The 23,899-nt window shown below is 46.9% G+C and carries 25 protein-coding genes and 1 rRNA gene; 3 read left to right on the top strand and 23 right to left on the bottom strand.

Annotated features, from left to right (window positions below):
• Window positions 1-77 (bottom strand): 16S ribosomal RNA (locus tag J2Z28_RS22465); the annotation flags it as partial.
• Between the two features lie 457 nt (window positions 78-534).
• The gene (locus tag J2Z28_RS22470) at window positions 535-1,413 is read right to left on the bottom strand and encodes a nucleotidyltransferase-like protein (RefSeq protein WP_342357537.1); all 879 of its coding nucleotides are present in this window, start codon (window positions 1,411-1,413) and stop codon (window positions 535-537) included.
• A 122-nt stretch (window positions 1,414-1,535) separates the two neighbouring features.
• On the opposite strand from J2Z28_RS22470, the gene J2Z28_RS22475 reads away from it, so the two are divergent.
• Window positions 1,536-1,916: a DUF2614 family zinc ribbon-containing protein gene (locus J2Z28_RS22475; RefSeq protein WP_017692307.1), complete on the top strand. Its 381-nt coding sequence runs from the start codon at window positions 1,536-1,538 to the stop codon at window positions 1,914-1,916.
• A 261-nt stretch (window positions 1,917-2,177) separates the two neighbouring features.
• Here the strand turns inward: J2Z28_RS22475 and J2Z28_RS22480 are convergent, their stop codons facing one another.
• The 15 genes from J2Z28_RS22480 to uptA all read right to left on the bottom strand — a co-directional run bounded on the left by J2Z28_RS22480 (window position 2,178) and on the right by uptA (window position 15,071).
• The gene (locus J2Z28_RS22480) at window positions 2,178-3,908 is read right to left on the bottom strand and encodes a glycosyl hydrolase family 18 protein (RefSeq protein ID WP_211084369.1); all 1,731 of its coding nucleotides are present in this window, start codon (window positions 3,906-3,908) and stop codon (window positions 2,178-2,180) included.
• Window positions 3,909-4,048: 140 nt separating this feature from the next.
• Window positions 4,049-4,471 carry a peroxide-responsive transcriptional repressor PerR gene (perR, locus tag J2Z28_RS22485; protein ID WP_026081471.1) on the bottom strand — a complete coding sequence of 141 codons (423 nt, stop codon included), beginning with the start codon at window positions 4,469-4,471 and terminating at the stop codon, window positions 4,049-4,051.
• Between the two features lie 167 nt (window positions 4,472-4,638).
• Window positions 4,639-6,048: a DUF4097 family beta strand repeat-containing protein gene (locus J2Z28_RS22490; RefSeq protein WP_211084370.1), complete on the bottom strand. Its 1,410-nt coding sequence runs from the start codon at window positions 6,046-6,048 to the stop codon at window positions 4,639-4,641.
• Between the two features lie 26 nt (window positions 6,049-6,074).
• Complete coding sequence (locus tag J2Z28_RS22495; protein ID WP_211084371.1) at window positions 6,075-6,668, bottom strand: hypothetical protein; 594 nt, start codon at window positions 6,666-6,668, stop codon at window positions 6,075-6,077.
• Between the two features lie 147 nt (window positions 6,669-6,815).
• Window positions 6,816-7,526: an MgtC/SapB family protein gene (locus J2Z28_RS22500; protein ID WP_211084372.1), complete on the bottom strand. Its 711-nt coding sequence runs from the start codon at window positions 7,524-7,526 to the stop codon at window positions 6,816-6,818.
• A 32-nt stretch (window positions 7,527-7,558) separates the two neighbouring features.
• Complete coding sequence (locus tag J2Z28_RS22505; RefSeq protein WP_211084373.1) at window positions 7,559-8,023, bottom strand: GNAT family N-acetyltransferase; 465 nt, start codon at window positions 8,021-8,023, stop codon at window positions 7,559-7,561.
• A 96-nt stretch (window positions 8,024-8,119) separates the two neighbouring features.
• Window positions 8,120-9,559 carry an Asp-tRNA(Asn)/Glu-tRNA(Gln) amidotransferase subunit GatB gene (gene gatB, locus J2Z28_RS22510; protein WP_017692300.1) on the bottom strand — a complete coding sequence of 480 codons (1,440 nt, stop codon included), beginning with the start codon at window positions 9,557-9,559 and terminating at the stop codon, window positions 8,120-8,122.
• Window positions 9,560-9,585: 26 nt separating this feature from the next.
• Entirely contained in the window at window positions 9,586-11,043 is a 1,458-nt protein-coding gene (gene gatA / locus J2Z28_RS22515; RefSeq protein ID WP_211084374.1) for an Asp-tRNA(Asn)/Glu-tRNA(Gln) amidotransferase subunit GatA, read from the bottom strand.
• 27 nt (window positions 11,044-11,070) lie between these two features.
• The gene (gene gatC, locus J2Z28_RS22520) at window positions 11,071-11,358 is read right to left on the bottom strand and encodes an Asp-tRNA(Asn)/Glu-tRNA(Gln) amidotransferase subunit GatC (RefSeq protein ID WP_211084375.1); all 288 of its coding nucleotides are present in this window, start codon (window positions 11,356-11,358) and stop codon (window positions 11,071-11,073) included.
• A gap of 205 nt (window positions 11,359-11,563) precedes the next feature.
• On the bottom strand, window positions 11,564-11,947 hold the full coding sequence (locus tag J2Z28_RS22525; RefSeq protein WP_024631336.1) for a hypothetical protein: 384 nt from the start codon (window positions 11,945-11,947) through the stop codon (window positions 11,564-11,566).
• A 131-nt stretch (window positions 11,948-12,078) separates the two neighbouring features.
• Window positions 12,079-12,309 carry a sigmaY antisigma factor component gene (locus J2Z28_RS22530; RefSeq protein ID WP_211084376.1) on the bottom strand — a complete coding sequence of 77 codons (231 nt, stop codon included), beginning with the start codon at window positions 12,307-12,309 and terminating at the stop codon, window positions 12,079-12,081.
• Window positions 12,310-12,469: 160 nt separating this feature from the next.
• Entirely contained in the window at window positions 12,470-12,715 is a 246-nt protein-coding gene (locus J2Z28_RS22535) for a hypothetical protein (RefSeq protein ID WP_211084377.1), read from the bottom strand.
• Window positions 12,716-13,245: 530 nt separating this feature from the next.
• Window positions 13,246-13,878, bottom strand: a complete 633-nt coding sequence (locus J2Z28_RS22540) for an MBL fold metallo-hydrolase (protein WP_211084378.1) — start codon at window positions 13,876-13,878, stop codon at window positions 13,246-13,248.
• Window positions 13,879-13,884: 6 nt separating this feature from the next.
• The gene (locus J2Z28_RS22545) at window positions 13,885-14,454 is read right to left on the bottom strand and encodes a thioredoxin family protein (RefSeq protein WP_017692292.1); all 570 of its coding nucleotides are present in this window, start codon (window positions 14,452-14,454) and stop codon (window positions 13,885-13,887) included.
• A gap of 2 nt (window positions 14,455-14,456) precedes the next feature.
• A complete protein-coding gene (gene uptA, locus J2Z28_RS22550; RefSeq protein WP_036607012.1) occupies window positions 14,457-15,071 on the bottom strand; it encodes an undecaprenyl phosphate transporter UptA in 615 nt (204 codons plus the stop codon).
• Between the two features lie 160 nt (window positions 15,072-15,231).
• Between uptA and J2Z28_RS22555 the strand changes: the two genes are divergently transcribed.
• Entirely contained in the window at window positions 15,232-15,579 is a 348-nt protein-coding gene (locus J2Z28_RS22555; protein WP_211084379.1) for a dehydrogenase, read from the top strand.
• A gap of 642 nt (window positions 15,580-16,221) precedes the next feature.
• Here J2Z28_RS22555 and J2Z28_RS22560 read toward each other — a convergent pair.
• From J2Z28_RS22560 to yyaC, 5 genes are all read right to left on the bottom strand, one after another.
• On the bottom strand, window positions 16,222-18,798 hold the full coding sequence (locus J2Z28_RS22560) for an O-antigen ligase family protein (protein ID WP_211084380.1): 2,577 nt from the start codon (window positions 18,796-18,798) through the stop codon (window positions 16,222-16,224).
• 191 nt (window positions 18,799-18,989) lie between these two features.
• Entirely contained in the window at window positions 18,990-20,237 is a 1,248-nt protein-coding gene (locus J2Z28_RS22565) for a class I SAM-dependent methyltransferase (RefSeq protein WP_244988473.1), read from the bottom strand.
• Between the two features lie 96 nt (window positions 20,238-20,333).
• On the bottom strand, window positions 20,334-21,038 hold the full coding sequence (locus tag J2Z28_RS22570) for a DUF6483 family protein (RefSeq protein WP_074096439.1): 705 nt from the start codon (window positions 21,036-21,038) through the stop codon (window positions 20,334-20,336).
• 271 nt (window positions 21,039-21,309) lie between these two features.
• A complete protein-coding gene (locus J2Z28_RS22575; protein WP_211084381.1) occupies window positions 21,310-22,101 on the bottom strand; it encodes an alpha/beta fold hydrolase in 792 nt (263 codons plus the stop codon).
• 60 nt (window positions 22,102-22,161) lie between these two features.
• A complete protein-coding gene (yyaC, locus tag J2Z28_RS22580) occupies window positions 22,162-22,719 on the bottom strand; it encodes a spore protease YyaC (RefSeq protein ID WP_211084382.1) in 558 nt (185 codons plus the stop codon).
• A gap of 157 nt (window positions 22,720-22,876) precedes the next feature.
• Here yyaC and J2Z28_RS22585 point away from each other — a divergent pair, with 157 nt between their 5' ends.
• A complete protein-coding gene (locus J2Z28_RS22585; RefSeq protein WP_017692283.1) occupies window positions 22,877-23,101 on the top strand; it encodes a DUF1128 domain-containing protein in 225 nt (74 codons plus the stop codon).
• 64 nt (window positions 23,102-23,165) lie between these two features.
• Here J2Z28_RS22585 and J2Z28_RS22590 read toward each other — a convergent pair whose 3' ends face one another.
• The gene (locus J2Z28_RS22590) at window positions 23,166-23,891 is read right to left on the bottom strand and encodes a pirin family protein (RefSeq protein ID WP_211084383.1); all 726 of its coding nucleotides are present in this window, start codon (window positions 23,889-23,891) and stop codon (window positions 23,166-23,168) included.
• Between the last annotated feature and the right edge of the window lie 8 nt (window positions 23,892-23,899).

Raw genomic sequence — 23,899 nt, forward strand, 5'->3', positions numbered from 1 at the left:
TATCCACTCCGCTCGACTTGCATGTATTAGGCATGCCGCCAGCGTTCGTCCTGAGCCAGGATCAAACTCTCCAATAAAGTATTGAAAAGAGCGATTTGCTCATTTTGAATCTGACGAGATTAAAAATCTCATTTGTGCTCCAGCCGATCCAAGCCAAGGCTTGTCTCAAACTTTCGCGTTCATTCTGCAAGCAGAATGTTTACTCACTCGTTGTTCAGTTTTCAAAGATCAAACTTGTTTTGTTTTACTTCTTTTTCGTCTCAACCAAGTTTCGGCGGCGACCTAAATAATGTAACACATTTCGTTTGTTTTCGTCAAGAACTTTTTTTGATTTCTTTTTTGAAGCTTTAGTTCTTCACTTTTCCTCTGAAGAATTTATCGTTTGTTGGCGATAATCTCGTTTGAGGAACGAAATATAATGTATCATATATCGTGAATGAGAGTCAACATCTTTTTATAAATTATTAAACAAACAAAAAAGGAAGGTTTCCCCTCCCTTATGTGATCAATATAATGTCAGGCTTCTGGAGAAGGTTATGCCTCAATCCAATACCGAATTTCCCGGCCCTCTCCTCCGATCGATGGCCATCCTGCCGATTCTTTTACAATAGAACGAAAGACCAGCTTACGTATTACCAAAGGCAGATCTTCTCGAACAAATCTTAACTGTGGATGATGAACAAGTTCATTCATGCTCCACGGCTCCTTGCGACTTCTTAACACACGCAGCAGCAGTTCTGAGCATTCACTCATTTTGGACATTACGGAAAATTCACAGGCAAGCAAGACAAGCTCTACTCGCTGTTCCAGCGTCTCCGAGCTTACAGTAAGCTCTTGATATAGTTTCCATAAAGCGCGATCCAGATTCTGCACATGTGTCCAGACGGCATGATCCGGGTATATCCCCTGTTCAATCAATACAATTCTTGCCCAGTTCCCCAGAGCCTCTAATACATTGTAGTAGGCGTCTACAACATGACCTTCCTGAATATGACGTTTGGCCTCCACATACATTCTCAAGAAACTGGTGAATTCATGAAGCAGCTTCTGCTCACGCAATTCTGCCCCAAAGGTAGACAGTTCTTCTCGCAAATCACTTAAGGTGCTGTCCGCTTCCCAAATAATCTCACCTTCAATTAGACACTGGGTGAGATTATTATGATTCCCGGTTACTACACTACTCTTTAATTCATGACGGCTCGCATAGATCATCTGATAACGAAGATCACCATATCTGTAATGTCCCACTGCCGACTTCAATTGATCATCATTATGAACAACAAGTACTAATAATTCGAAATCTTGAATTAGGGAGCCGTGGAATCGCTCTCCCGGGTGGGAATAAGCGATAGCCCCAACTGCCCCTGTCTTTTCCGACTGTTCGGACAAAAAAGCAAGGTTCTTTAATTCCACGATTCCCTCCATACATTTCATGGCAGATAAGCGCCAAGTCAGTTATAATGTAATTCTACATCCAGACTGAAGTTTCCTTCTTTTCCAGGTCCAATACTACTCATACGATAGGAGCATTTTTCATGATTTTTAAATCAGCAAAAATTAATGCTTTTCGCACTTGGGGATTACTACTGACCATGCTAGGTATGGGCCTAATGATACTGGGAACAGCCGGGATTGTTTTCTGGGGACATGCAGGCAAGGTATTCGCAGCTGTAGGACTCGTCATCGGACTGATTGCCATGATGGCCAGTCTAGCCATTTATTTCTGGGCGGGTATGCTCTCCACCAGTGCAGTACAAGTCGACTGTCCGGAATGCGGGAAGTTAACCAAAATGCTTGGCAAAACGGATCGTTGTATGTTCTGTCATACCATCCTCACCCTGGACCCTAATAAAGCCAACATGACCAGTCAACAACTGAAAGCGCCTTCTACACAAGCTCCCCCCACCGATGGTTAGCAGGAAATGATCTCCAACCGCTAAATGTCTTTTACCTTAATTTCATTGAAGAACAAAAAAGGCCCGGTATGTTTACCGGACCTTTTTGGACTTGGCTTATAAGTGAGCCCTTTTGCTGTTATCAATAGCTAAAATATGAAGTTAAGTTATAAGTTCTACGACCAATAAAACGGTAGACTGTACGTATGATGGTATCCAATGAGAAACTTTGAACTTAGTGAAAATAAATTGGAGCAAGCAGACACTCTGAGTTCGAGTAAATTATTTCTGGTAACCAGCCTGCTTTAATACCTCCCATGCAGAGGCATTAGCAAAACTCCGATTCCATGCTGCTACTCCGCCCAGCTTCAGCGAAGCAATCAAATCCACACGCGCCTGAAGGGACACGGCATCTTCGATCCATATTTTCTTGGTAGCTCCGTCTTCCTTATATTCCACATAGTTCTGTCCACTTGCCTGATCCAGTTCAGGTTTGAGTTTCTTTTCTTGAATCAGCTCCACAATGGCATTCATGCCCACCGCTTTGGAAGACACTTTAACCTCACCCTGATCATTCGTCTCTTCCGTCCATATCCGGGTATAGAGCGGAACCGCCATGATCAACTTGTTAGAAGGGACTTCATCCTCCTCAAGTATGCGTCTCATGGAAGCCTCGGTCCAAGGCAGAGATGCTACCGAACCTGCCTTGGGACTGGCCGCCCAATGTTCATCATAAGCCATCACAATAACATAGTCTGCAAAAGAACCTAATGCACGGCGATCCAGAAAGGCAGACCACATCTCACTGTTTGATTTTGGTGTTACATCAATTGATAACATCAATCCATGTATACGAGCCATCGCCTTGATCTCGCGCACAAACTGCGTAATATTCGGCCCGTCATCGGTATACACGTTCTCAAAATCGATGTTGATACCATCCAGTTGATACGTCTGTGCATACTCTAACATCTGCTCAATAATATGAGTGCGTGTCTCGTAAGAAGCTACAGCTTCTTTTGTAACGTCCGGATCAAAGCTGTTATCCATGAGTCCCCATACTTCCATACCCGAACGGTGAGCCCAGTTCACATAAGCTTGGTTTCCCTTGCTTTTCACAGTGCCCTGTCCATCCGTAATATGAAACCATGTGGGGCTGACCACATTCACACCAGGCATTTTACCGATAGAGCCCACATCAGGCTGACGATTGTACACGGCTTCCCAAACCAGATTTACCGGTTTATTCTGCCACTTCTTCTCTGCAGCAGTCAGCGTATACTTTGGCAAGTCCACCTTCTTTTTCTCGGTGAGGACAATATAATCATTATCTACATATCCGGCATATCCATTATCGAGTTGAACAAAGCTCTGTTTATCACCCGTCTGCCATACACGTACCCGTGCATCCTTTTCCATATCGGCAATGATTGGTGAGGATTCTCCCCCACGTTTATATAACGGCACGGTCTTGTCCGCTTTGGATGATAATGTATCAATCTCTGCATACTGGATCATGTCTCCTCCACGCATCAGCAGCACAGCACCCGTTACTGAATCTTCCTGTACGGTTATGCCATATACTTCTTTCAATGGTTTGAGCGGAATATAGGCTTCTCCGTCCTTAACCTCAGGCTTAACTGTCATAGGATAATCTTTGTGATTAAGTTCTGCTTGTGTGCTTCCATCTTTCATATGAAGGACTCGCTGAGGAGAGGCAATAATAATATCTCCCGATTCTGATTCATAACGTATACCTGCATCAATCGCTTCTTGCAGCACATCTACAGGTAACTTGAGTTGATCTCCTGTACCCAGAGCGTCTCCATCCATCAGTTGCCCATCTACAAAAATAGGCTGGCTTCTTCCTACCCAGTCGGGGTCTTCATGGGCCTGGTTCAACCATACATTTGTTATAAGCCAGTAAGCCCCCCCGGCGATCAGACAAGCCCCGAGAAAACCGGGCCAAAATGAACGTCGCTTCTGACGTGTATATCTGCTTTTTCTACCCAAACGTCTACCTCCGTTAATTATGCTGATCATAAGGATGTGCGCATAAGTTGTTATAAAGATGAGCATTTTGCATAAACGCTAAAAAAAAACGTGAAGAATCCATACTGAATTCTGCACGTTAATATTGTAATTCAACTCTCTTAATCCCTGCAACTTTTACAAACGCCATATACTTCCAATCGGTGACCGTGTACTTCGAATCCTGTACTAGACTCCGCCTGAAGCTCTACACTTTTGAGTGAAGGATAGCTGAAGTCTTCAATCTTGCCGCATTGATCACAGATAACATGATAATGATCCGTCACATTGGCATCGAAGCGACTTGAATTATCTCCGTATGTCAATTCCCGGACCATGCCAGCTTCCAGAAACATCTTCAAATTATTATATACCGTTGCCACGCTCATACTGGGAAATTGGGGTTCAAGGGCTCGGTAAATTTCATCGGCTGTCGGATGCCCCATGGATTCCATCAGATAGTTCAATATGGCATGACGCTGGGGTGTAATACGGACACCGGTCGTTTTCAGATGCTCCAACGCATGTTGGACACGTGTTGCCATAAAACCCACCGCCTTACCTTTCATTCTCTGGTGAAGAGTAAGTTACTGTCTCCTCGCTCAGAGTTGATTCCCGGCCATTAAGAACGACAATCCATCTTTCATGCCGTGTAATCTTGCCAGTGTACATTTATTGTACGGCGATTACAAGTTTATTGTCAACGCGGCGGTCAAGGAACCTCTGTAGAATCCTCCTGGGAATTTGCTCCGTCTTCGGTTGTCTGTTCCAGATTCTCAGCTTCATCTTCAGACTCCGGTGTAACTATTTCAGGCGTAGACACGGCCGGGTTGCTCTGAATGGTGAGATCACTGTTGCCTTCAATTTTCACCCTGTACTCGCCCTCACCGAGCTGACCTTCTATGGTTTTATTCTGTACTTTGAACGGCAGATCCGTACTTAGATCTCCATAACTGCTGGAACCCGCAAGACTGTAGTCTCCACGATCAGGAAGTAACACGTTAATGGCTCCCACCGCACTGTACACATCCCAGTCCCCTCCGACTTTGGTAGATACGATGTTAATACTACCATTAAGCGATTGGGCTTTGATTCCCAGATTGGCTCCATCCAGCGTAATATTACCGTTGCGTGTCTCTGCGGTGAATTCACCAACGGAGTCCGCAATACTGATACTTCCCACTTGTGTAGCAAGATCTACATCGCCGGAAATACCGCGAGCCTTCATATCTCCACGGTTACTGTCCAGATCGACATTACCAATGGCGTTGGCTACAATGACATCTCCGTTCAACGTTTTCCCGGAGATATCTCCAACAGCGTTGGTAATTCGGATACGCCCGTTACCCGTTTCGGCCAGTATGGTACTAATGGCTTCAGGACGGTTTAATAATATGGCTCCATTGGAAGTTCGAATATCCAGATTAAAACGACGATCATCCGGGATCGTAATGGTAAGATTCATCCGTGGCTGCGTTTTTTCATTGTCTCCATACGTCTTGCCTGTAGCTTTGATATAAATTACTTTTGTACCATCGGCCTCTACAAAAGAGGCTGCTGCAACGGCCTTTGCCTGTACTTCCGTCGTCTGATCTACCCAGATCACCGTCCGTACTTCAATCTCATCCGTATCTCCGCGTTGTACCGAGATATCTCCGTTGACACCTTCGACCACGAGGTCCGACGTATCCATGCGAACAGGTACACGAATCGTGCCCTTATCCTCCATATATCCTGCCGCTTGACTGTAGTCCATGGATGCCGCTCCGAGATTTAGACTCACTCTATTCCATAAGTGCATGTAGTGATCCTGCTCGGTGACGATAAATACGGAAGCTGCCAAAATCAATGAGGTTAGAATGCCTTTGGCATCGGGTCTGAAACGTACTTTGATTTGCTCATCAGGATTGCTCGGGTTATCCGATTGCATCTTGTTTCTTCTGCGTGTCCACAGGAACAGCACAATATATTCAACACCTAAAACAACGAGCAAAAATGGCCACCAGTCCACCATTTCATATACGTAGTCAGTTCCCCACCGTTTATCCAAAATCAACAGCACACCGACCGCTATGATTAAGGCGGCAGCCGTATAGCGGCCAACCCGGACTTTACGGTTCATCACGTTCCCTCCTCGTATCGTTTCCACTACATTTTTTTCTTGTTCAACATCACCCAGAATTCACGACCAAACAGAAGCAAACCGCCTACGATCATGAGAACCGCAAATGAATATCCGCCGTACATGGCGAGAATCTCTTGAAACCAACGTGGTTTGCGGAAAAACATCACCATCAAAGACCCTCCCACAATCAGAAGTAATCCAAACGATATGCCTCTCTCCCAGACCATCATTGCATCTCGTATAGAGCGTTCATTGGATATCGGCTTGTCCGAAGTTGCCTGGGTTACGGCTCTACGCCTGCGCATCATGACCCAATCCGCAGATTGCAACACATCATATACATTGTAAAAGTAAATAACCGGAATACACAAAGCCAGTAAGATGAGCAATGGCACATTGATCTGTATACCAATAGATGAGAAGTACAACACTGCTGACAGATCAAGCAAAACAAGCAGCATAAAGGTCAAACCTCTCATATACAATCTCAGATAAATATGACCCAGACCAGGAATAATGGCACTCAGTAATCCCGCAATAAACTTGTGAGTCCGATTCCTGACCGGTTTGTGCTGAACCGCACGGGTCTTTTGGTTCAATTGACGTCTCCGTTTCATAACATACTCCTCTCTTCTGATCTGACCTTCCGCTCTTCATGCATTTGGTTAGATAGTACCCTAAAGAGCAAGGAGAGTAACTGGAAGAAATATGGATATGACCAAAAACCCTCCGGCACTACTGGCCTGGGGAGGGTTGTAATTCATTTATTCGATCGACACCTTGGTAACATGTTCCCATTGTCTTAACTTGGATACCAAGCCTACCGTTTGGAAATCATGCGGTACCTGAACATGTAACACAATCTCAATTTTGCGTTCAACTGACACCATCTCTGCATAAGCCAGGTCTTGTTCATTTACGGTAATTTTACGAATTTTGATCTTCTCCTGCTCCATACATGAAGACAGTTGTTCGAGAAAACCGGGTTCTGACAAGGTATGAAGTGTAACGACATGCATCTTGTTCCCTCTTAGATACCTTAGCTCTAATTTGTTAAATACCCAGAGATTAAGCAATACCAGAACGGTGGATACGATAGAGGCAAAAAAGAATCCCGCACCTGCTGCGAGCCCAATGGCTGCAACAACCCAGATTGAAGCAGCTGTAGTCAGTCCGGTAATGGATTTTCCCGTGAAGAGAATTGTCCCTGCTCCCAGGAATCCGACACCAGTAATTACAGCAGTAGCCAGACGCGCTGGATCGATCCTTACATTTAATTCATTAGCAAAATCTTTAAAGCCATAAACAGATAACATCATAATCAGTGCAGAGCCAAGACATACCAGGATATGGGTACGCAAACCGGCAGCATGATTGGACCGTTCCCGCTCCAGGCCTACGAGCCCTCCAAGCAGCATAGCCAGCAATAATCGTAATAAAATGTGCCACTCATCAATGAACCAGGGATCGCCCAAAGTCGGTATTCCTCCTCAAGTTGTTAATATGATTAAAGTTTATTCTTGTGAAAAGTCGTTAATTCCACTCCAGGTGCAATCTGTGTGACTTCCACAGGCGTAAAACCAAATTTGGTGTACAGATTCACTGCGGGTTGATTCAGCGTTCCTGTGGAGACGATATAACGCGGAAGATCCGCATGCTGTTCCAACACATACGTCATCAAAGATGCCGCAATTCCCTTGCGAAAGTGATCTGGGTGCACCATCATTCGTGTAATGGTCAGTGTATTCTCCTCTTCCTCTGCTACAGCGACAGCCCCGATAAGCTCTCCGTCATCATGGATACAACCATAAAAGCTCTCTCCACAATCCCGAAGTGTCTCCATCGTATCCATCAAAGGAGGAATCTCCTGAAATCCGATGATTTCGGCTTCCAATCGATAAGCTACATGTTGTAGTCTCCATAACTGTCCCAACGTCTCCAGATCACTCAGTGACAATGGTTGAATGTTCATATCCGTTCCCCCGTCCGAAATACATTTGTATCTATCAATACCAAAAAGAGGCTGTCACAGGGACGAGCCTCTTTCTGTCCGGCCTAACCGGAAGGATTAGCGGTTCAGTACATCTGCAAGCAGTTGGTTGGCTAGAGCGGGATTCGCCTTGCCTTTACTTTCTTTCATAACCTGACCAACAAGGAAGCCAATGGCTTTCTGTTTACCAGCTTTATAGTCTTCCACGGATTGAGGATTATTCGCTACAACCTGCTCAACGATGGCAAGAATAGCGCCTTCATCACTAATCTGCACAAGACCCTTCTCTTCAACGATCTGCTGTGGAAGCTTGCCGCTCTCCAGCATTTCCTTGAATACGGTTTTCGCGATTTTGCTGTTAATGGTACCCTTCTCCAGCAGTCCGATCATCTCACCCAAACCTTGACCTGTCAGTGGAACCTGAGTCACCTCAAGATTGCTCGTATTCAGGTAACCCAGCAAGTCGCCCATGATCCAGTTGGATACGGATTTGGCATCCTGAGTGAATTTCAAGCTATCTTCGAAAAGATCAGCTATAGCCTTGGATGAAGTAATAACCTCTGCATCATAGCTAGGCAATCCATAATCAGCCGTGTAACGAGCCTTACGCTCGTCTGGAAGCTCAGGTATGGTAGCTCTGATCCGCTCTTTCCAGGCTTCATCAATATGCAGCTTCACCAGATCCGGGTCCGGGAAATAACGGTAGTCATGCGCCTGTTCCTTACCACGCATCGACAGTGTTTTCCCTTGAGCTTCGTCCCAGCGACGCGTCTCCTGAACCACTTCGCCGCCATCATCCAGAATCTCAGCCTGACGATATTGTTCATATTCCAGACCACGCTGAACACCACGGAAGGAGTTCATGTTTTTCAGCTCAGCTCTTGTTCCCAGCTTCTCCTGTCCATGTGGACGCAAACTGATGTTAGCGTCACAACGCAGTGACCCTTCTTCCATCTTCACGTCTGACACATCACAGTACTGCATGATCGCACGCATTTTTTCAAGATACGCACGCGCCTCTTCCGGAGAAGAAATCTCAGGTTCGGATACAATCTCAACAAGTGGAGTACCGACACGGTTGAAGTCCACCAAAGACGCGTATCCGCCATCGATATGTGTAAGCTTCCCTGCATCTTCTTCCAAGTGAAGACGTGTGATACCAATTCGTTTCGTTTCACCATTCACTTCGATATCAATCCAGCCGTTCTCACCGATTGGTTGATCGAATTGAGAGATCTGATAGGCTTTGGGTGAATCGGGGTAAAAGTAGTTTTTACGGTCAAACTTGCTGACATCAGCAATCGTACAATTCAGGGCCATCGCTGCCTTCATCGCGTAGTCTACCGCCTGACGATTCAGTACAGGCAGTACGCCCGGATGTCCGAGACAGACCGGGCAGGTATGCGTATTCGGTGGAGCTCCAAAAGCTGTGGAGCAGCCACAGAAAATTTTGGAGTTTGTATGCAACTCCACGTGGACTTCAAGTCCAACGACCGTTTCATATTTAGATGCGGACATTTCTATATTCCTCCGTTCCGGGCAGTCTACAGCTGCGGACGCTGCTTGTGGAATTCTGTATTTTGTTCAAACGCATGCGCTACACGCAATACCGTTGTCTCATCAAAGGCTTTACCGATAATCTGCAGGCCAACAGGCAATCCATCTGAGAATCCACATGGAATACTAACGGCAGGTACACCAGCCAGATTGACTGGAATCGTTAGAATATCGTTTAAGTACATTGTAAGTGGATCGTCCAGCTGTGAACCCAGTTTGAACGCCGTAGTTGGCGCAGTTGGTCCAATAATGACATCATATTTGGCAAATACATTGTCGAAATCCTGTTTGATCAATGTACGTACCTTCTGTGCTTTCAGATAATAGGCATCATAGTAACCCGAGCTGAGTGCATACGTTCCGAGCATGATACGTCGTTTCACTTCGGGACCAAAGCCTTGGCTGCGAGACTGATGATACAGATCCAGCAAGTTGTCCGGATTGTCTGCACGCACGCCATAACGTACACCATCAAATCGAGCCAGGTTTGAAGAAGCCTCTGAAGATGCCAGCAGGTAATACGTAGCCACCGCATATTCGGTATGCGGAAGGGATACTTCTTCCCATGTTGCCCCGAGCCCTTCAAGAACTTTCAATGCAGACAAAACCGTTTCTTTCACTTGTGGATCGACGCCTTCACCGATGTATTCCTTCGGAACAGCAATGCGAAGCCCTTTGACATCACCTGTCAGTCCGCTCAAATAATCCGGAATCTCAACTTTTGCAGATGTCGAATCTTTGGCGTCATAACCAGCAATGGCTTGCAATACATAAGCAGAATCTTCAACATTTTTCGTCAAAGGTCCAATCTGATCCAGGGATGAAGCAAATGCAACCAGACCAAAGCGGGAAACCAGTCCATATGTCGGCTTCAATCCAACAACACCGCAATACGAAGCAGGCTGTCTGATGGAGCCACCTGTATCTGATCCAAGCGTGAAGTATGCTTCTCCCGCAGCCACAGCTGCTGCAGAACCACCGCTGGAGCCTCCTGGAACACGATCAAGAGCCCATGGATTACGTACAGGGGAGAAACTTGAATTCTCATTGGAGCCGCCCATGGCGAATTCGTCCATGTTGAGTTTACCAATAGTTACGGTGTCCGCAGCTTTCAATTTCTCGACAACTGTCGCGTCATACACCGGGTCGAAATTACGAAGGAATTGGCTACCACACGTCGTGCGCAGTCCGTTCGTAACGATGTTATCCTTAATACCTACAGGCAGACCAAAAAGCAAACCTTTCTCCTCGCCGCTAACCAGACGGTCATCCAGTTGACGTGCACGAGCGCGTGCTTGTTCTTCATCCAGTGCCAAATATGCCTTAACTTTATCGTCATGCGCGCCAATGTTCTGAAACGCCTGATCCACCAAATCGCTGACCGACAGCTCTTTGGCATGCAGCTTGCTATGTAACTCAGGCAACGATTGTTCAAATAAACTCACAGTGTTTGTCCTCCTTCCGGTTATCCGTTATTCCATTACAGCAGGCACTTTAAACTGCCCGTCTTCTTCTTCCGGTGCATTGCGCATCACCCGTTCAATCGACAGGCTTTCTTTGGTCTCATCTTCACGCATAACATTGCTTACGTGCAGAACGTGAGTGGTAGGTTCGATGTCTTCCGTATCCAGCTCATTCAGCTTTTCTGCATATTTTAAAATCGCGTTCAGCTGACCTGTCAGTGTCTGTTCTTCTTCAGCAGTCAAGTTGAGCCGGGCCAGCTTGGCCACATGCTGAACGTCATTATTCGTAATACTCATTAGCGGATGCCTCCTTCATTCGTTCTGATTCCCGAAACGACCTGAAACGAATCGCTCGTTTAACGGGCTAAAGTCTCAAGATAACTTTTTTCATTATAGGTGAGATAGTTCGACAATTCAATGCAAATGACCTGACAGGCTTCCGGGAAGCTAAAATCAAACTTATAAAATAAAAAAGAGCCGGCATCAGCCGACTCTTAAAATTCTAAATCCATGCACGCAGATTAACCTGCTTTATAAAATCCGCCTGTGACATAACATCGTTCGCGGTTTCCTCTTCCTCTTCCACAGCTTGAAAATCTCCGTTCATCAGATGATGAAACAGCTTCTCATTGTGTGTCGCAAGGGCGTAATCTATCAACGCTTCTCGCTCGACCCGCTCAGCTTCCTGCTTCAGCAGAACCTCTTCCAGATCGACGTCGCCGGATGGAACAAAAAAGTTCCGGTTCACCTGCGGCACTCGAAGCACGTAATCGAACGCATTGTCCGGATTCCGGTCATAAGCGATGATGAAACCATATTCCCCCACAGGAAGATTCTGCTCAAACGCATCCGCGACGATGACAACCTTCTCTCCTAATCGCAGCATCGTCTAACCTCCTGGTAGTCTATCATTAATATTTATTAGTATAGTCTACTAGAAAAGAATAACGATGTCTAGGAATACTAGAATTAAACAACATATTTGTGCAAAATCTTTTTTCCATTTTTAAAATGATGTTATTTCGGATTTCGTCCACCTGGCTTGCGCTGTGATCGAATTACGACAAACCAATATATTATGAGCGGCGTGGGAAATCCTGTGATGCCCCATAATCCCCATAACCAAGGGAAACGTCCACGTCTGCGTGCGTCCTGAAAGATCCATGTACCCTGAACCAGAAGAAAAATGCCAAGCAATGTAAGCCACAGTGGAGAAATCTCATCCAATGAATAATGCATTTTATTCATGACGAACCTCCTTCCGGCGCCGTCCGGCCCAGATCACAGCCAAAATCACCGCAACAGCTGTACCAAGAGCCTGGATTCCCAGATATAGGTTAATACGACAGGCTCTACAGAAACGTTCAATGAAATCAAAAAAATTAAAACCCGACAATTTCCCGGGCAATCAGACTTGATTCCGGTAATCTTGCAGCTTGTCGAACCACGGTTGGTTGCGGGCTCCGTTTCTTAAAACACGGCTTGTCCATATATTCTGCTGAGACTTCATCACTTCATTGGTCACGCCAGGGTTATGTATTAAAGCTCGCTCAGTATCCGTTTCTCTTTTCCCACTTTCCAATATGCGACGGTTTTCTTCAATGATCGGATACTCGACACGCTGATTCAACGGAATAACTCTTGTTTTCTCCACTTTGATATTCCCCACTCTCATGATCTATACAAGTTGAACTAAAGATTATTTACACTGACACTACGATGACAGAATAACCTTCCAATCGCTGTTATCCCCAGATTTTTTGATTCCCTTTTCTTAAAGGGAAAATCCGGTGATAAAGGCGAACGCTTCGCTTTTTCAGGTTTTTTCTGTCCTCTCCGTTATCCTGTAAATGATTAGTTCAACTTATATACTATTTTTTTAATTTATTATTTCTAAATCAATCTGTACTTGCTGCTAACTTGCTATTGGTCTAAAACTGTCTTGTGATGAAGCGCATCTTACATCTCTATGTAGCGTAAAAAAGGCTGATTTCGCGATAAAAAGGGGCTGGAAACAAAAAAAGAACGCAAACCGGGTATAGACCACAGTCTGCGTGCTTCGCGAGGTTGGGTGTTTCTTGGTAATGCTTCAGTTAGATGATGCCTTAACGCTTGTAACAACTAATTGCTATTCTAATGAAAAAGTTGTCACTTGTCCAGACTTTCTTCACATATCATGTCGGATTATCTTGCGGACACGTAAGGATTGTTCTGTTTCTCATAACCAATGGTCGTTTTGGGACCATGACCTGGATATACTTTCACTTCATCAGCAAAGGTGTAAAGCTTGTTCTGGATTGAATCAATCAGATCCCGTTCACGCCCTCCTGTCAGGTCCGTTCTGCCCACACCCATGCGGAACAGCACATCACCGGCAAACAGATCGTTATCACAAAGCAAACTTACACTGCCTGGGGAATGTCCAGGTGTATGGAACACTTTAAACGTATGACCAATCAGATTCAGCTTCTGCCCTTCGTCCATGGCATATTCAGCAGGACCTGTCGAAAGCGGTGGTGTCGCCTGCGGCCAATTCAAAGATCCATTTAATTTCGGGGTGGTGAGCCAGTCACTCTCCAAGTCATGAAGATAAACGGGACATCCCTTCAATTTACGGATCTCATCTACCCCGCCCATATGATCAAAGTGAGCATGAGTGAGGAGAATGGCTTCGATCTCCAAGTCTTGGATCGCCTTAAGCAGCGGCCCTGGATTCATGCCTGGATCGATAATGACGGCTTTGCCCGGATCATCTCCTTGTAGGAGATACGCATTGGTCTGAAGCGGGCCTAGTGTAAACGTACGAATGTTAAGCATATCGGCTTAGTAACCCGAAATCAGTTCACGCAGCTCACGGATAATGGCCGCATGTGACTCCGTTCCTTCCCCATAACGTTTACCAATCTCTTGACGCGCTACAGCCAAATTTTCTTGATAATCTGCTGCTTCACGATCCGGATTAAGGCGTTTGAATTCTATCATGACTTCCTGTACATGCTGCGGACGAGGTCCCCACTGACCAAGCACATGACCACCTGTATCTGCGAAAATAACAACTGGCACGGAACGGCCACCCATCGTCAGGAACTCATCCATCACTTCCGGGTGGTTCTCCATAATCAGAACTTCAGTTGGGATTCCTGAGATTTCAAGCGCCTGGAACACAACCGGAATATTACGTACAACATCCCCACACCAGTCAGCAGCCAGAATTAACACACGCAGATCATCGCGATGGTTCAGACTCTCAAAGAACTCACGATCCTCTTCGTTCGACCAAGTAAAGCTATCATAATTGGCCTGGAATTCACTTTGGTTTTTGGTCATACTTTCGATAAAATCTTTCGGTGGAAGACCTTTACCGAATTTGTGAGACAAGTTGGGTTTACCCATGACTAGACACTTCCTTTCTTTTTACGAACATTCATCCATTTAATAAGTACATAAACGATCATAAGGGCGAGAGCGACAAGCAAAATAGGCATAACATATGGCGCTGCTTTCTCATCAATATGCTTCCATTGATCTCCAAGAATCATCCCTAAATATATAAACAATGCAGTCCAAGGTATAACAGCGAGTGTAGTAAGCAAGATGAATTTGCCTGTGTGCATTTTCGTGATGCCAGCCGGGATGGAGATTGCATGTCTTACCACCGGAACAAAACGCGCCGTGAAAATGACACCTGTACCATACTTGCGGAACCACTCCTCGGAATGGTCGATGTGTTTTTTCTGGATGAGTATGTATTTACCGTAGCGTTCAAGTACAGGTCTGCCGCCATAACGGCCAATCCAGTAAATGAATAACTGGGCAATCACACCGCCCACCGTACCAAAAATCATAGCACCGAAGAAGTTGATATTACCTTGTGAAACGAGAAAACCTCCATAAGCCAGCACAATTTCGCTCGGGATAACTTCCAACATTAATCCAAGCATGATTCCAAAGTACCCAAGACTTTGAATCCAATCGAACAATTGGCCAACAAGGTTATGAATAAAGTCCATCTCAACCCTCTTTCTCCATCCTGATTGGCGGTGCCCCTCCGCACCATGGATGTTCGTCCCTATTTTATCACAGGGCTGTGGACGTTGCTACTTCACGAGCTTGGGATAGTGTCCCGTTCGCAGCAGTCCGCATATGGTATGGGGAGAGGAGCGTGAGAAGATGTCACACAAGTCAATACCCGGTTCTCCGCCGGTCAAACATACGCAATCCGGTCAAAACCTTCCTTCCGCCAGAGGAATTCGCAGGGCATGCAGCAAGGAATTGTACCGGACAGCCAAAAGGCTAAAAGTATATGTCTCTCCCAAACGGATGAAGCAGGCGGAAGAATATTATTACGGTAAGGTGATCACAAATCTGCTCTGGATTGGGGAGAATCGCGACAACCGCAAGAAATTATGTGAGTGGTGGAACACGGATGTCAGTGCAGAGATCGCCGCGATGTGGGAAGTAGATGTTGAACCATTAAAAGATGCGTTTCAGCACGCATTTGGCGGGTATCGTCTGTAGATATGGAGGAATGAGGCAGGTAGCTGTGTCTTCAAACCTACTGAAAGAGGCAGCAAAGTTGAAGCGAATCTGAAGCGAATCTCAACATGTTAGGAACGGGTAAGGGCACTGTGTCCTTAACGTGTGATGTTAATGCGTCCTTCACGTACGAGCAAGCGATAGAGACATATAAATGTGAATTTCTCACTTATGATGTAAAGCTTCGCTCTGGGCGGAAATCGAGTGCGCCCCTTTACGGATCGAGCAGAGCATGGAGCCGACCACCACGGGGAGCATGAACATAAGCTGAGAGTATATTTTCATGCTCATGCTCATAGCTCAAGCTCAAGCCCATGAGCGGTAACGAATCTGAGGCGTCTTATTCAACGATTTGAAGCACTCTTAGAAATCTAAGGAATCTGAGACACGTTATCTCGGAATTTTTGGACTTTTATAGGGTTTTTGTTAGGGAATTTCGAGAAATAACGTGTCTGATGTTCCTTACAATTTGAAAAGAGGAGCTAAAGGTCAAATAAGACGTCCTGTGTTCCTTAGAAAATCGCATACCCTCCGTAAGGAGCAGCCAGCTTGGACTTCCAGAATTATTAAACGCTGACATCCGTCATCATTTCGCTTGGGTTAGCGTCAAGATCCAGCAGTGATTCAAGGGCTCCGCTTGGTCAACTCTGGAGTAAACGGAGGAGAAAAAACCGAAGCAAGCCTGCGCAGGTTCTCTCCATAACCTGGAGCATGTTCTTCCAGTACAAAACGACGATCATTGCGAACGTTTCCTGCTTCCACTTCCTCAGCCAGCAGTTGGTAACGTTCATACATCTGGACACCAGCAGCGGCAGTCTGTTGGGCTCGATCCGTGAACCCTGCCTTCCATTCCCGCCGCGCTGCCTGCTCCATCCAATACAAAGCCGCGGATTGGCCAATGCCATCATACCGATTCAATGCGATCGCTTGTTCAAAATATTCTCCAGCCTGCTGTCCTTCGCCGAATTGTGCTGCCAATCGCCCCAGTTCGATGTAAATCTGAGGGTGCATCTGGGAATGGGACAGGCTGTTTAAAAGGAGTGATTCTGCTTCTCGTCCCGGGAGCGTTCGCGCAAGAGATATCACGATATCCGGTCGATTCGGGTTAGACTGAAGGGCGGCCATAAGATGCACCTTCTGTGCTGGAGTGCCATCCGGCTCAGACATCGCCTGACGGTACTGCACTTCTGCTACGGCATATCGGGAGGTCAGCCAGACTGTTCCACCAATCCAGAAAAGGATGATCATCACTGTGGATACCCTTATTAGCCGAGCAGTTACTCGCTGAAAAATATGAAAGAAGGAACGCATCGAGACAGCTGATGGGTGGGATTGGGTTGGTAAATATTGCAAGAAAAGAGATCTGGATTTAGATCTCAATTTAGATCCCGATTTGGATCTGACAGGAGTATATTTCACAGTTACGCCGGATCGCCGGCCCCCCTCTGTTTCCGTCTTCAATGCGACTGCCCAAGCACCGAGCCAGATGAAGAGCATCCAAAATAATGTGAAGCTCCAGTCAAAGTCCATCGCCCCATGCAGACCAAAAACAAGCACGGATGGCATGAGCTGCCGTGCAAAATGAAAGATGCTTCGCAGGGTGAGGAGAAACCACCCTGCGACAAGCACGATGCCGATCATGCCCGTGTCCAGGGCGAGATCGAGCAGGCCGTTGTGGACCTCGCCTCCGACATAAGGCGAGGATTGAATGGCGCGGAACATGTTGCGCCATGTATCTCCCCCGTGGCCGAGCCATGCGGCCTCGGTCCACAGCTGGAGGGCGTCCCGCCACATCTGTAGGCGGGACACCCCAGTGCCGACACCCGCCGCGAGGCGATCGGCGGTGGAGGCCACGGCCATCAGTGCAGCGGCGGCTCCCGCCAGCACGATGGCCGTCAGGGCAGCGGCGCGCGGAGCCTTGGCGGCGCCGCTGTGCCATAGACGGCACAGCAGCAGCGTGCCGAGCAGCGCAGCTGCCCATGCCCCGGCCAGTGCCAGCAGGCCGGGCACGGGTGCAGGCGCCAGCTGGGCAGCAGCCAGCTGGCGGTACAGCCAGGCCGCGCACGCTAGTGGCGCGGCCGTGGCCAGCAGCAGCGGCAGGCGGGCACCGCGCCGCTGCAAAGCAAAGGCGGCGACCGCTGCGCAGCCGGTCGCCAGCCAAGCGCCGCGCGACTCGCTCAGCAGGAGCGCGGCTTGCGCGGGCATGAGCGGCAGCACTGCCGCGATGAGTCGCCCGGCCGGCACAGGCCGGGCTATGACTCGCGCGGCGGCTGTCAGCCGCTCCAATGCGTACATGCCAACAACGGCACCATACGCATTCGGGTACTGCAATAATCCGCCGAGCCTTGCTCCGGCGGAGCTGATCTCGGGGTCAGCAGTCCGCATCACCCCGAAGGGCAGCGGCAATATCCCGCACACAGCAAAGATGCCGCTTAGCACAAGCAAGCCGCCTGCCATCTGCCAACCGCAGGCTAACCAACGCGCACCATTCGTGCGCGCAGCCAGTATTGCGGTGAGCAGAGTAAACATCGCAAGTAGGCTCCACCGCAGCATCTCATCGATGCTGCCCTGTTTACTCACCGAGCCTACCCATGCATGTAGCCCAAAACATGTCATCATCCCCAGCGGCCATAATACCCGCCACATTCCTGGAAATCGAAAAATTTTCTCAACGATTCGTTCGAGTCTCCCCCGACCCTGTACCAATGACATGGGTATTCGTTCACTCGCCTTCTGTGGACGAATACCCACAAGGAAAAGCAAAAACAGGATCAAAGTACTTCCTGCTGCGATCAGAATTACAGGATACAGATCGGCCGAATAGTACAGCCCACGACTCAGACACCCTGCGAGTAGCAAAACAATTATGACTATGCCTAACCCAACAGTCCACCCCAATCCTGAATAACGTTTACACCTCAAACTTTGAGAAAAACGCCCTGACGCATCGGTCTGAATAGCTCCATTTGGATTATTTTTATCCTCTTTTTTATACGTATCATGTTTGTTGTATGTATGTTCCCTATTATATGTACTGTCTTTACTGCCCTTACTGTCCCCATTACATAAGCCCCTGTTATCAACATATTTTGTACCCTCTGCATGGTTAAACCCGTCAAACGCCTGTTCCATCATTTCCTCATTCGCCGCATACCCTCGTCTATACCTTACAACTCCCTTATCCATTGTCCTATTCTTCATCCTTATCCACCCTCCTTCCTTCCACCGCTCCCCACGCATAACAAAAAGACAGAAGATCCCGATAACGGGTCCTTCTGCCTGATATACATCTGACAGTTATGATGTTGCTTGCTACGCAGTATGTGCATTGAATATCATTTTACATTCAGGGACCCTAGTTGCAGTATGTCCCTGGATTGTCATTGGCACACTCAGCAAAGGTCGCAATTTGCGGAATCCTGAACGGTTTCTTTGCTCGAATTTGATTTCCCGTTGGCCTGCTTGCCATCGCCAGGAAGCAAATCGGCACAAGCCCGCTCCAAATATGGATCGGCATGAATGAAATCACGGAAAGCCGTATATTCATTCCACATCTCCGTCACTTCGCCGGCCTGACCGCGAACAGCACGAATCAATATGTTTTTAGGCGTATTCTCCATATCGATGAATTCAAGCAATTGTGTCTTGTATCCCATCAAATCAAGCAACTTGGCACGAATCCCATCCGTAGCCAGTGCGGAAAAACGTTCCTTAAGGATGCCATGGGACAACAACGGATTCATCACGGAAGCCTCTACTTGATCAAACAGTTCATGCTGACAGCAAGGAACAGACAGAATAACAGAAGCCCCCCAACGAACTGCCTTCTCCAAAGCAGCATCGGTAGCTGTATCACAGGCATGAAGCGTAACAACCATATCCACTTCATTCAATTCATCGTAGTCCGCGATGTCTCCAACCAGAAACTTCAGATCGCCATAATGCAATCGATTAGCCAGATCATTACAGTGTTCAATTACATCTGCCTTCAAGTCCAACCCAATAATCTTGAGTGAACGACGTTGTTGTACAGACAGATAATGATATAACGCAAAGGTCAGATAAGACTTGCCGCAACCAAAATCAACGATGGTCAGTGGACGTCCCTCAGGTAAATGCGGAATAACATCCTGCACCATTTCGAGGAAACGGTTGATCTGTCTGAACTTATCATACTTACGGGCGAGCACACGACCTTCTTCGTTCATGATACCAAGTTCAACGAGGAACGATACAGGTACGCCTTCTTCCAATACATATTGCTTCTTGCGATTATGCGACAGATCCACCGCAGTTTTGGAAGCAGATTTGGTCAGAATGGATACTTTATATTTTTTGCTGATCAAAATTTGATAGTCTGCCTCGGTCGTACAGAGCAGGCCTTGACGAAACGTCTCTTCGCATAACAAAGTCATGCGCTCAGCCGCTTCAGCCGGAGTCAAATTCTCGTGCAGCACTTTGTTGTTATAATGAAATGCAAATTGATAATGCAGCTGATTCTTCAGTGTCACCGGCTTGACTTGCACTTTGGTATACGAGACATTGTCCCGTCTGCGCAGCTGGCTCCAGGTCGCTGTAATCAGCGAATTCTGTTCAAAGATGTCTTGTATAAGCTTTCGCAATGAATCCACGGGGTACATCTCACTTTCGGTTTGGTTTGGTCAACCGTTACCATACCACAATTCCGTTCCCTCTCCAAGTAAAGGCAGGTAACAGGCCTTGATCCAATCCATATTTTATGAGTTCATCTCTTGACGACTTAGTTCAGCTAGTCCCTCTTCAACTTCGTTCCGTGGCAGACCGCCCTGCTCCAGTTGTTCATCCGTGAGTGGGCTCAACCTTTCATAGAACGCCTGTACATCATCTCGGTAGCTCACCGGGAATTCAGCACCAAGTTGTAGTAGCCTGTACCAACTGTTCTCTGCCTGGTCATAACGTCCTTGTTGTTCACGATACAGGGCAAGCTGTCTTTCGGTTCGAGCAGGAAGTTCATATTCTTTCGTAAGCCCTAACACACCCTCCACCCGTTCCGGTGCGTCCAACAACTTGGGATTAGCGCCATGATTCAATGCATACAGGTAAAAATGAAGTGATCTCATCAATCGAATAACAGCCTCATCCTCTGCGTCCATTCTTTCCTGATCATCTATGCCTTCCACTTTGGCCTTCTCTTGATAAATGTAAGCTTCTTCTTCAATCAGCCTCGCGGCTTGCTGCAGATTGTCTACCTCAATCATTCCGCGAAAACGGAACATTTCAATAACATCCTCTGCTGGCAATGAGTTCAGTAGCGATAAGTTCAACCCAAACTGCCTGCGCATCAGCTCATCCAGTTCAGACAATGCCTCGGTATGCTTGCGCTGCTGTTTGAGCGTGAACACTTTGCCTATTGCTTCAGTCATTTCCTCCATCATGCGGAGCAGATAATCTTTTCTGAACATGCTGTATGCCCCCTCATTATTCGAACCTATACATTCAATCGCCCTAATATCGTTCCTTTATATTTATTTTAATTCATGCCATGACAAAAAGCCAAAAACAAGACACACGTGTCTTTGCTCTGGCCATGAACACACCAAGCCCCCGCCTATCCCAAAGGGACGTGGCAGGGGCTCGGTTGGAATGGAACTGGTTACTCCTCCTCCACAAGAGGTTGAATCATCCAGAAACCAAACTATATTCAAATGCAATCAACATAAATCACTTCATCAATTACTTCGATAATCCAGCCATAAATTGTTTAATGACCTGAATTAACTCTTCAGGAGCTTCGTACATGCTCATATGACCTGCACCCGCAATCACGGCTTGCACGATATGTGGCTTGTCACTTGTAAATGTACGTTCTGGCGGGATAACAGCATCCTTCTCTCCCGCAACCAGCAATACAGGTAAAGGTGTAGCCGATAACACATCGCGGCGATCCGGGCGTTCTCGCATAGCAAGTGCAGCACCAACAGCACCTTGAGGAGCAGTCTGGTAACCAATTTCCTTCACACGTGTTACATGCTTAGATAGCGATTCCACATGTTCAGGTGCAAACAGTCCGGGAACCAGTCCATCTATAAAATTTACGATACCTTCAGTTTGAATGGTGGATACAGCACGAAGGCGTTTTTCCTTGGCTTCTTCACTGTCCGGATAGGCTGTCGAATGAATCAGACCAAATGCATTCAAACGCTCCGGGTGACGTTGTGCAATCGAGAGCGCAATATATCCCCCCATCGAGTGTCCCAGAAGGACCGCTTTTTCCACATTCAACTCATCCATCAACTGTAATACATCGTTGCCCATCTGTTCGATGGTATAACTTCCTACAGGTGCATCTGTTTTTCCGTGTCCACGCAGATCAGGTACGATACAGCGATAGCTGCGTGCCAGTTCAGGTACGACCTCATCCCAATACGATGAACTGCCACAGTATCCGTGGAGCAAAATGAGTGCTTCTCCCTTACCTTGTTCGGCATAACAAATCGTTGTTCCATCACACATCACTTTTTCCATATGAATCCCTCTCTCTGCGCGAATTAAATAATTCAGGTTGTATATTATTAAGCCTACATATCATGAATGAAACGTTTGTCTCCATTTCCATGCTTCAATTGCGGCGTCTGCAATCGTTCGGGACATCCCCATGACCAAGTGAAGCGAGGTCATCTGCAAAATGGAATAGGGCCTTGGTCCATTCACATTAACCACAGCTGCTACACTGTATTGTCCAACAGGGGGTAGCTTGCCTCCGACCGATTGGGCCGGAATGAGTGGGTTATTCGAGAGATAGTATGTACCTACGGCGTGCTTGGGACCCAGACATGCATCAATCGCTATGATGGCATGGTGTGCAGGAATAAGTGCCAATTTCTTTTCCAGCGTATCTGCATCACAAGGGGAAGACAGCGTGCCAATCACGTTCTCCATTCCGCTCTCTTGCAGTAAACTTCCTGTCAGTGGACCCAGAGCATCCCCGGTGGAACGATCAGTACCGATGCAGACAAACGTGATTTCAGCTGGAGAATGAAGTTGAACGATGTTTTTGAAAAATAAGACCAGATTCTCTGCAGGCACGCCTTTGCGGACTTCCCTTCCTTGATGGCGAACCATTTCTCGCTTATACGCTGCCAAGCTGTATTCCCTCCAGTACACTCAGGTTCCGTTAAATCCTGTTGTTGTATCCATCATTGTAACCGATGCTTGGTTTCCCCGCAAAAGCATTAGCCTGAGCGCTTCCAATCATGATACAATAGCAAGAGTTTCCGATACGGAAGGGATGAACTTAACGATGGATTTAACACAAGCAACAGCAGCCAATATGGAATATATGATTGAAGCGATCAAAACCAAACTTCGTATGGCAAGCGGTGCCGCCATGCAAGCTTCTTCATTCCCACTTGAGAAATATGAAGATCTGTTTGACCTGTATGAAATGATTTTGAGCAAGGAACATCTCAGTATCTCTGAAGTGGAAGCTGTCGCTTCGGAACTGGGTAATCTTCGTAAATCTTAAGCCAAAAAAGGACCTGTTTTCCACATCACCGTGGGAACAGGTCCTTTTTCGCATGTTTATATCCTTAAGGCAGGTCAACCAAAACAAATTCGGCAGGTTCACTGTCTGTACTCGTGATTTGCAGATCACAGCTTTTGCGAATTCGTGCGGCATCGCCCGGCTTGAGGTTGAAGTTGCCATCCGAACAATGAATCTCTACATGTCCACTGATCAGGAAAAGATGTGTCCGTCGGTCTTCATGTTGCGGGTACATCAACTTCTTCCCGGACTCCAAATGGGACAGATAACAGGTTACATCCTGGGAAATAGGCAATGCGCCTTCACTTCCCTCGCCCCCTTGCCCGGATACAATCGGACATAGACGATTCAAATACTCCTGCGGCTCTATTCTCCGATTCGTATAGGTAGGTTTCAGCATACGCTCCGATGGCAAAAACCACATCTGGAGGAAACGTACCGGTTCATCCGCTGACGGATTGGTCTCGGAGTGTTCCACTCCCGTACCCGCACTCATCACTTGGACCGTACCCGGTTCAAGCAATTGTTCTGTTCCCATACTATCCGTATGTTTGAGTGTACCTGATATGACATAACTGACAAGTTCAAGATCATGATGTGGATGTTTCTTAAAGCCTTCTTGCGGCATCAGCGTGTTTTCATTATGAGCCAACAGACAGCCAAAATGGGCGTTGCTTGGATCATCATAATCCGCAAAGGAAAAGCTGAATTCACTGTGTATCCAACCTCGATCCGACGTGTGCCTTTCTTCCGATGTCACCACTTTAATCATGTTCATCC

The organism is Paenibacillus xylanexedens (assembly GCF_017874615.1).
GTDB classification, from domain to species: domain Bacteria; phylum Bacillota; class Bacilli; order Paenibacillales; family Paenibacillaceae; genus Paenibacillus; species Paenibacillus xylanexedens.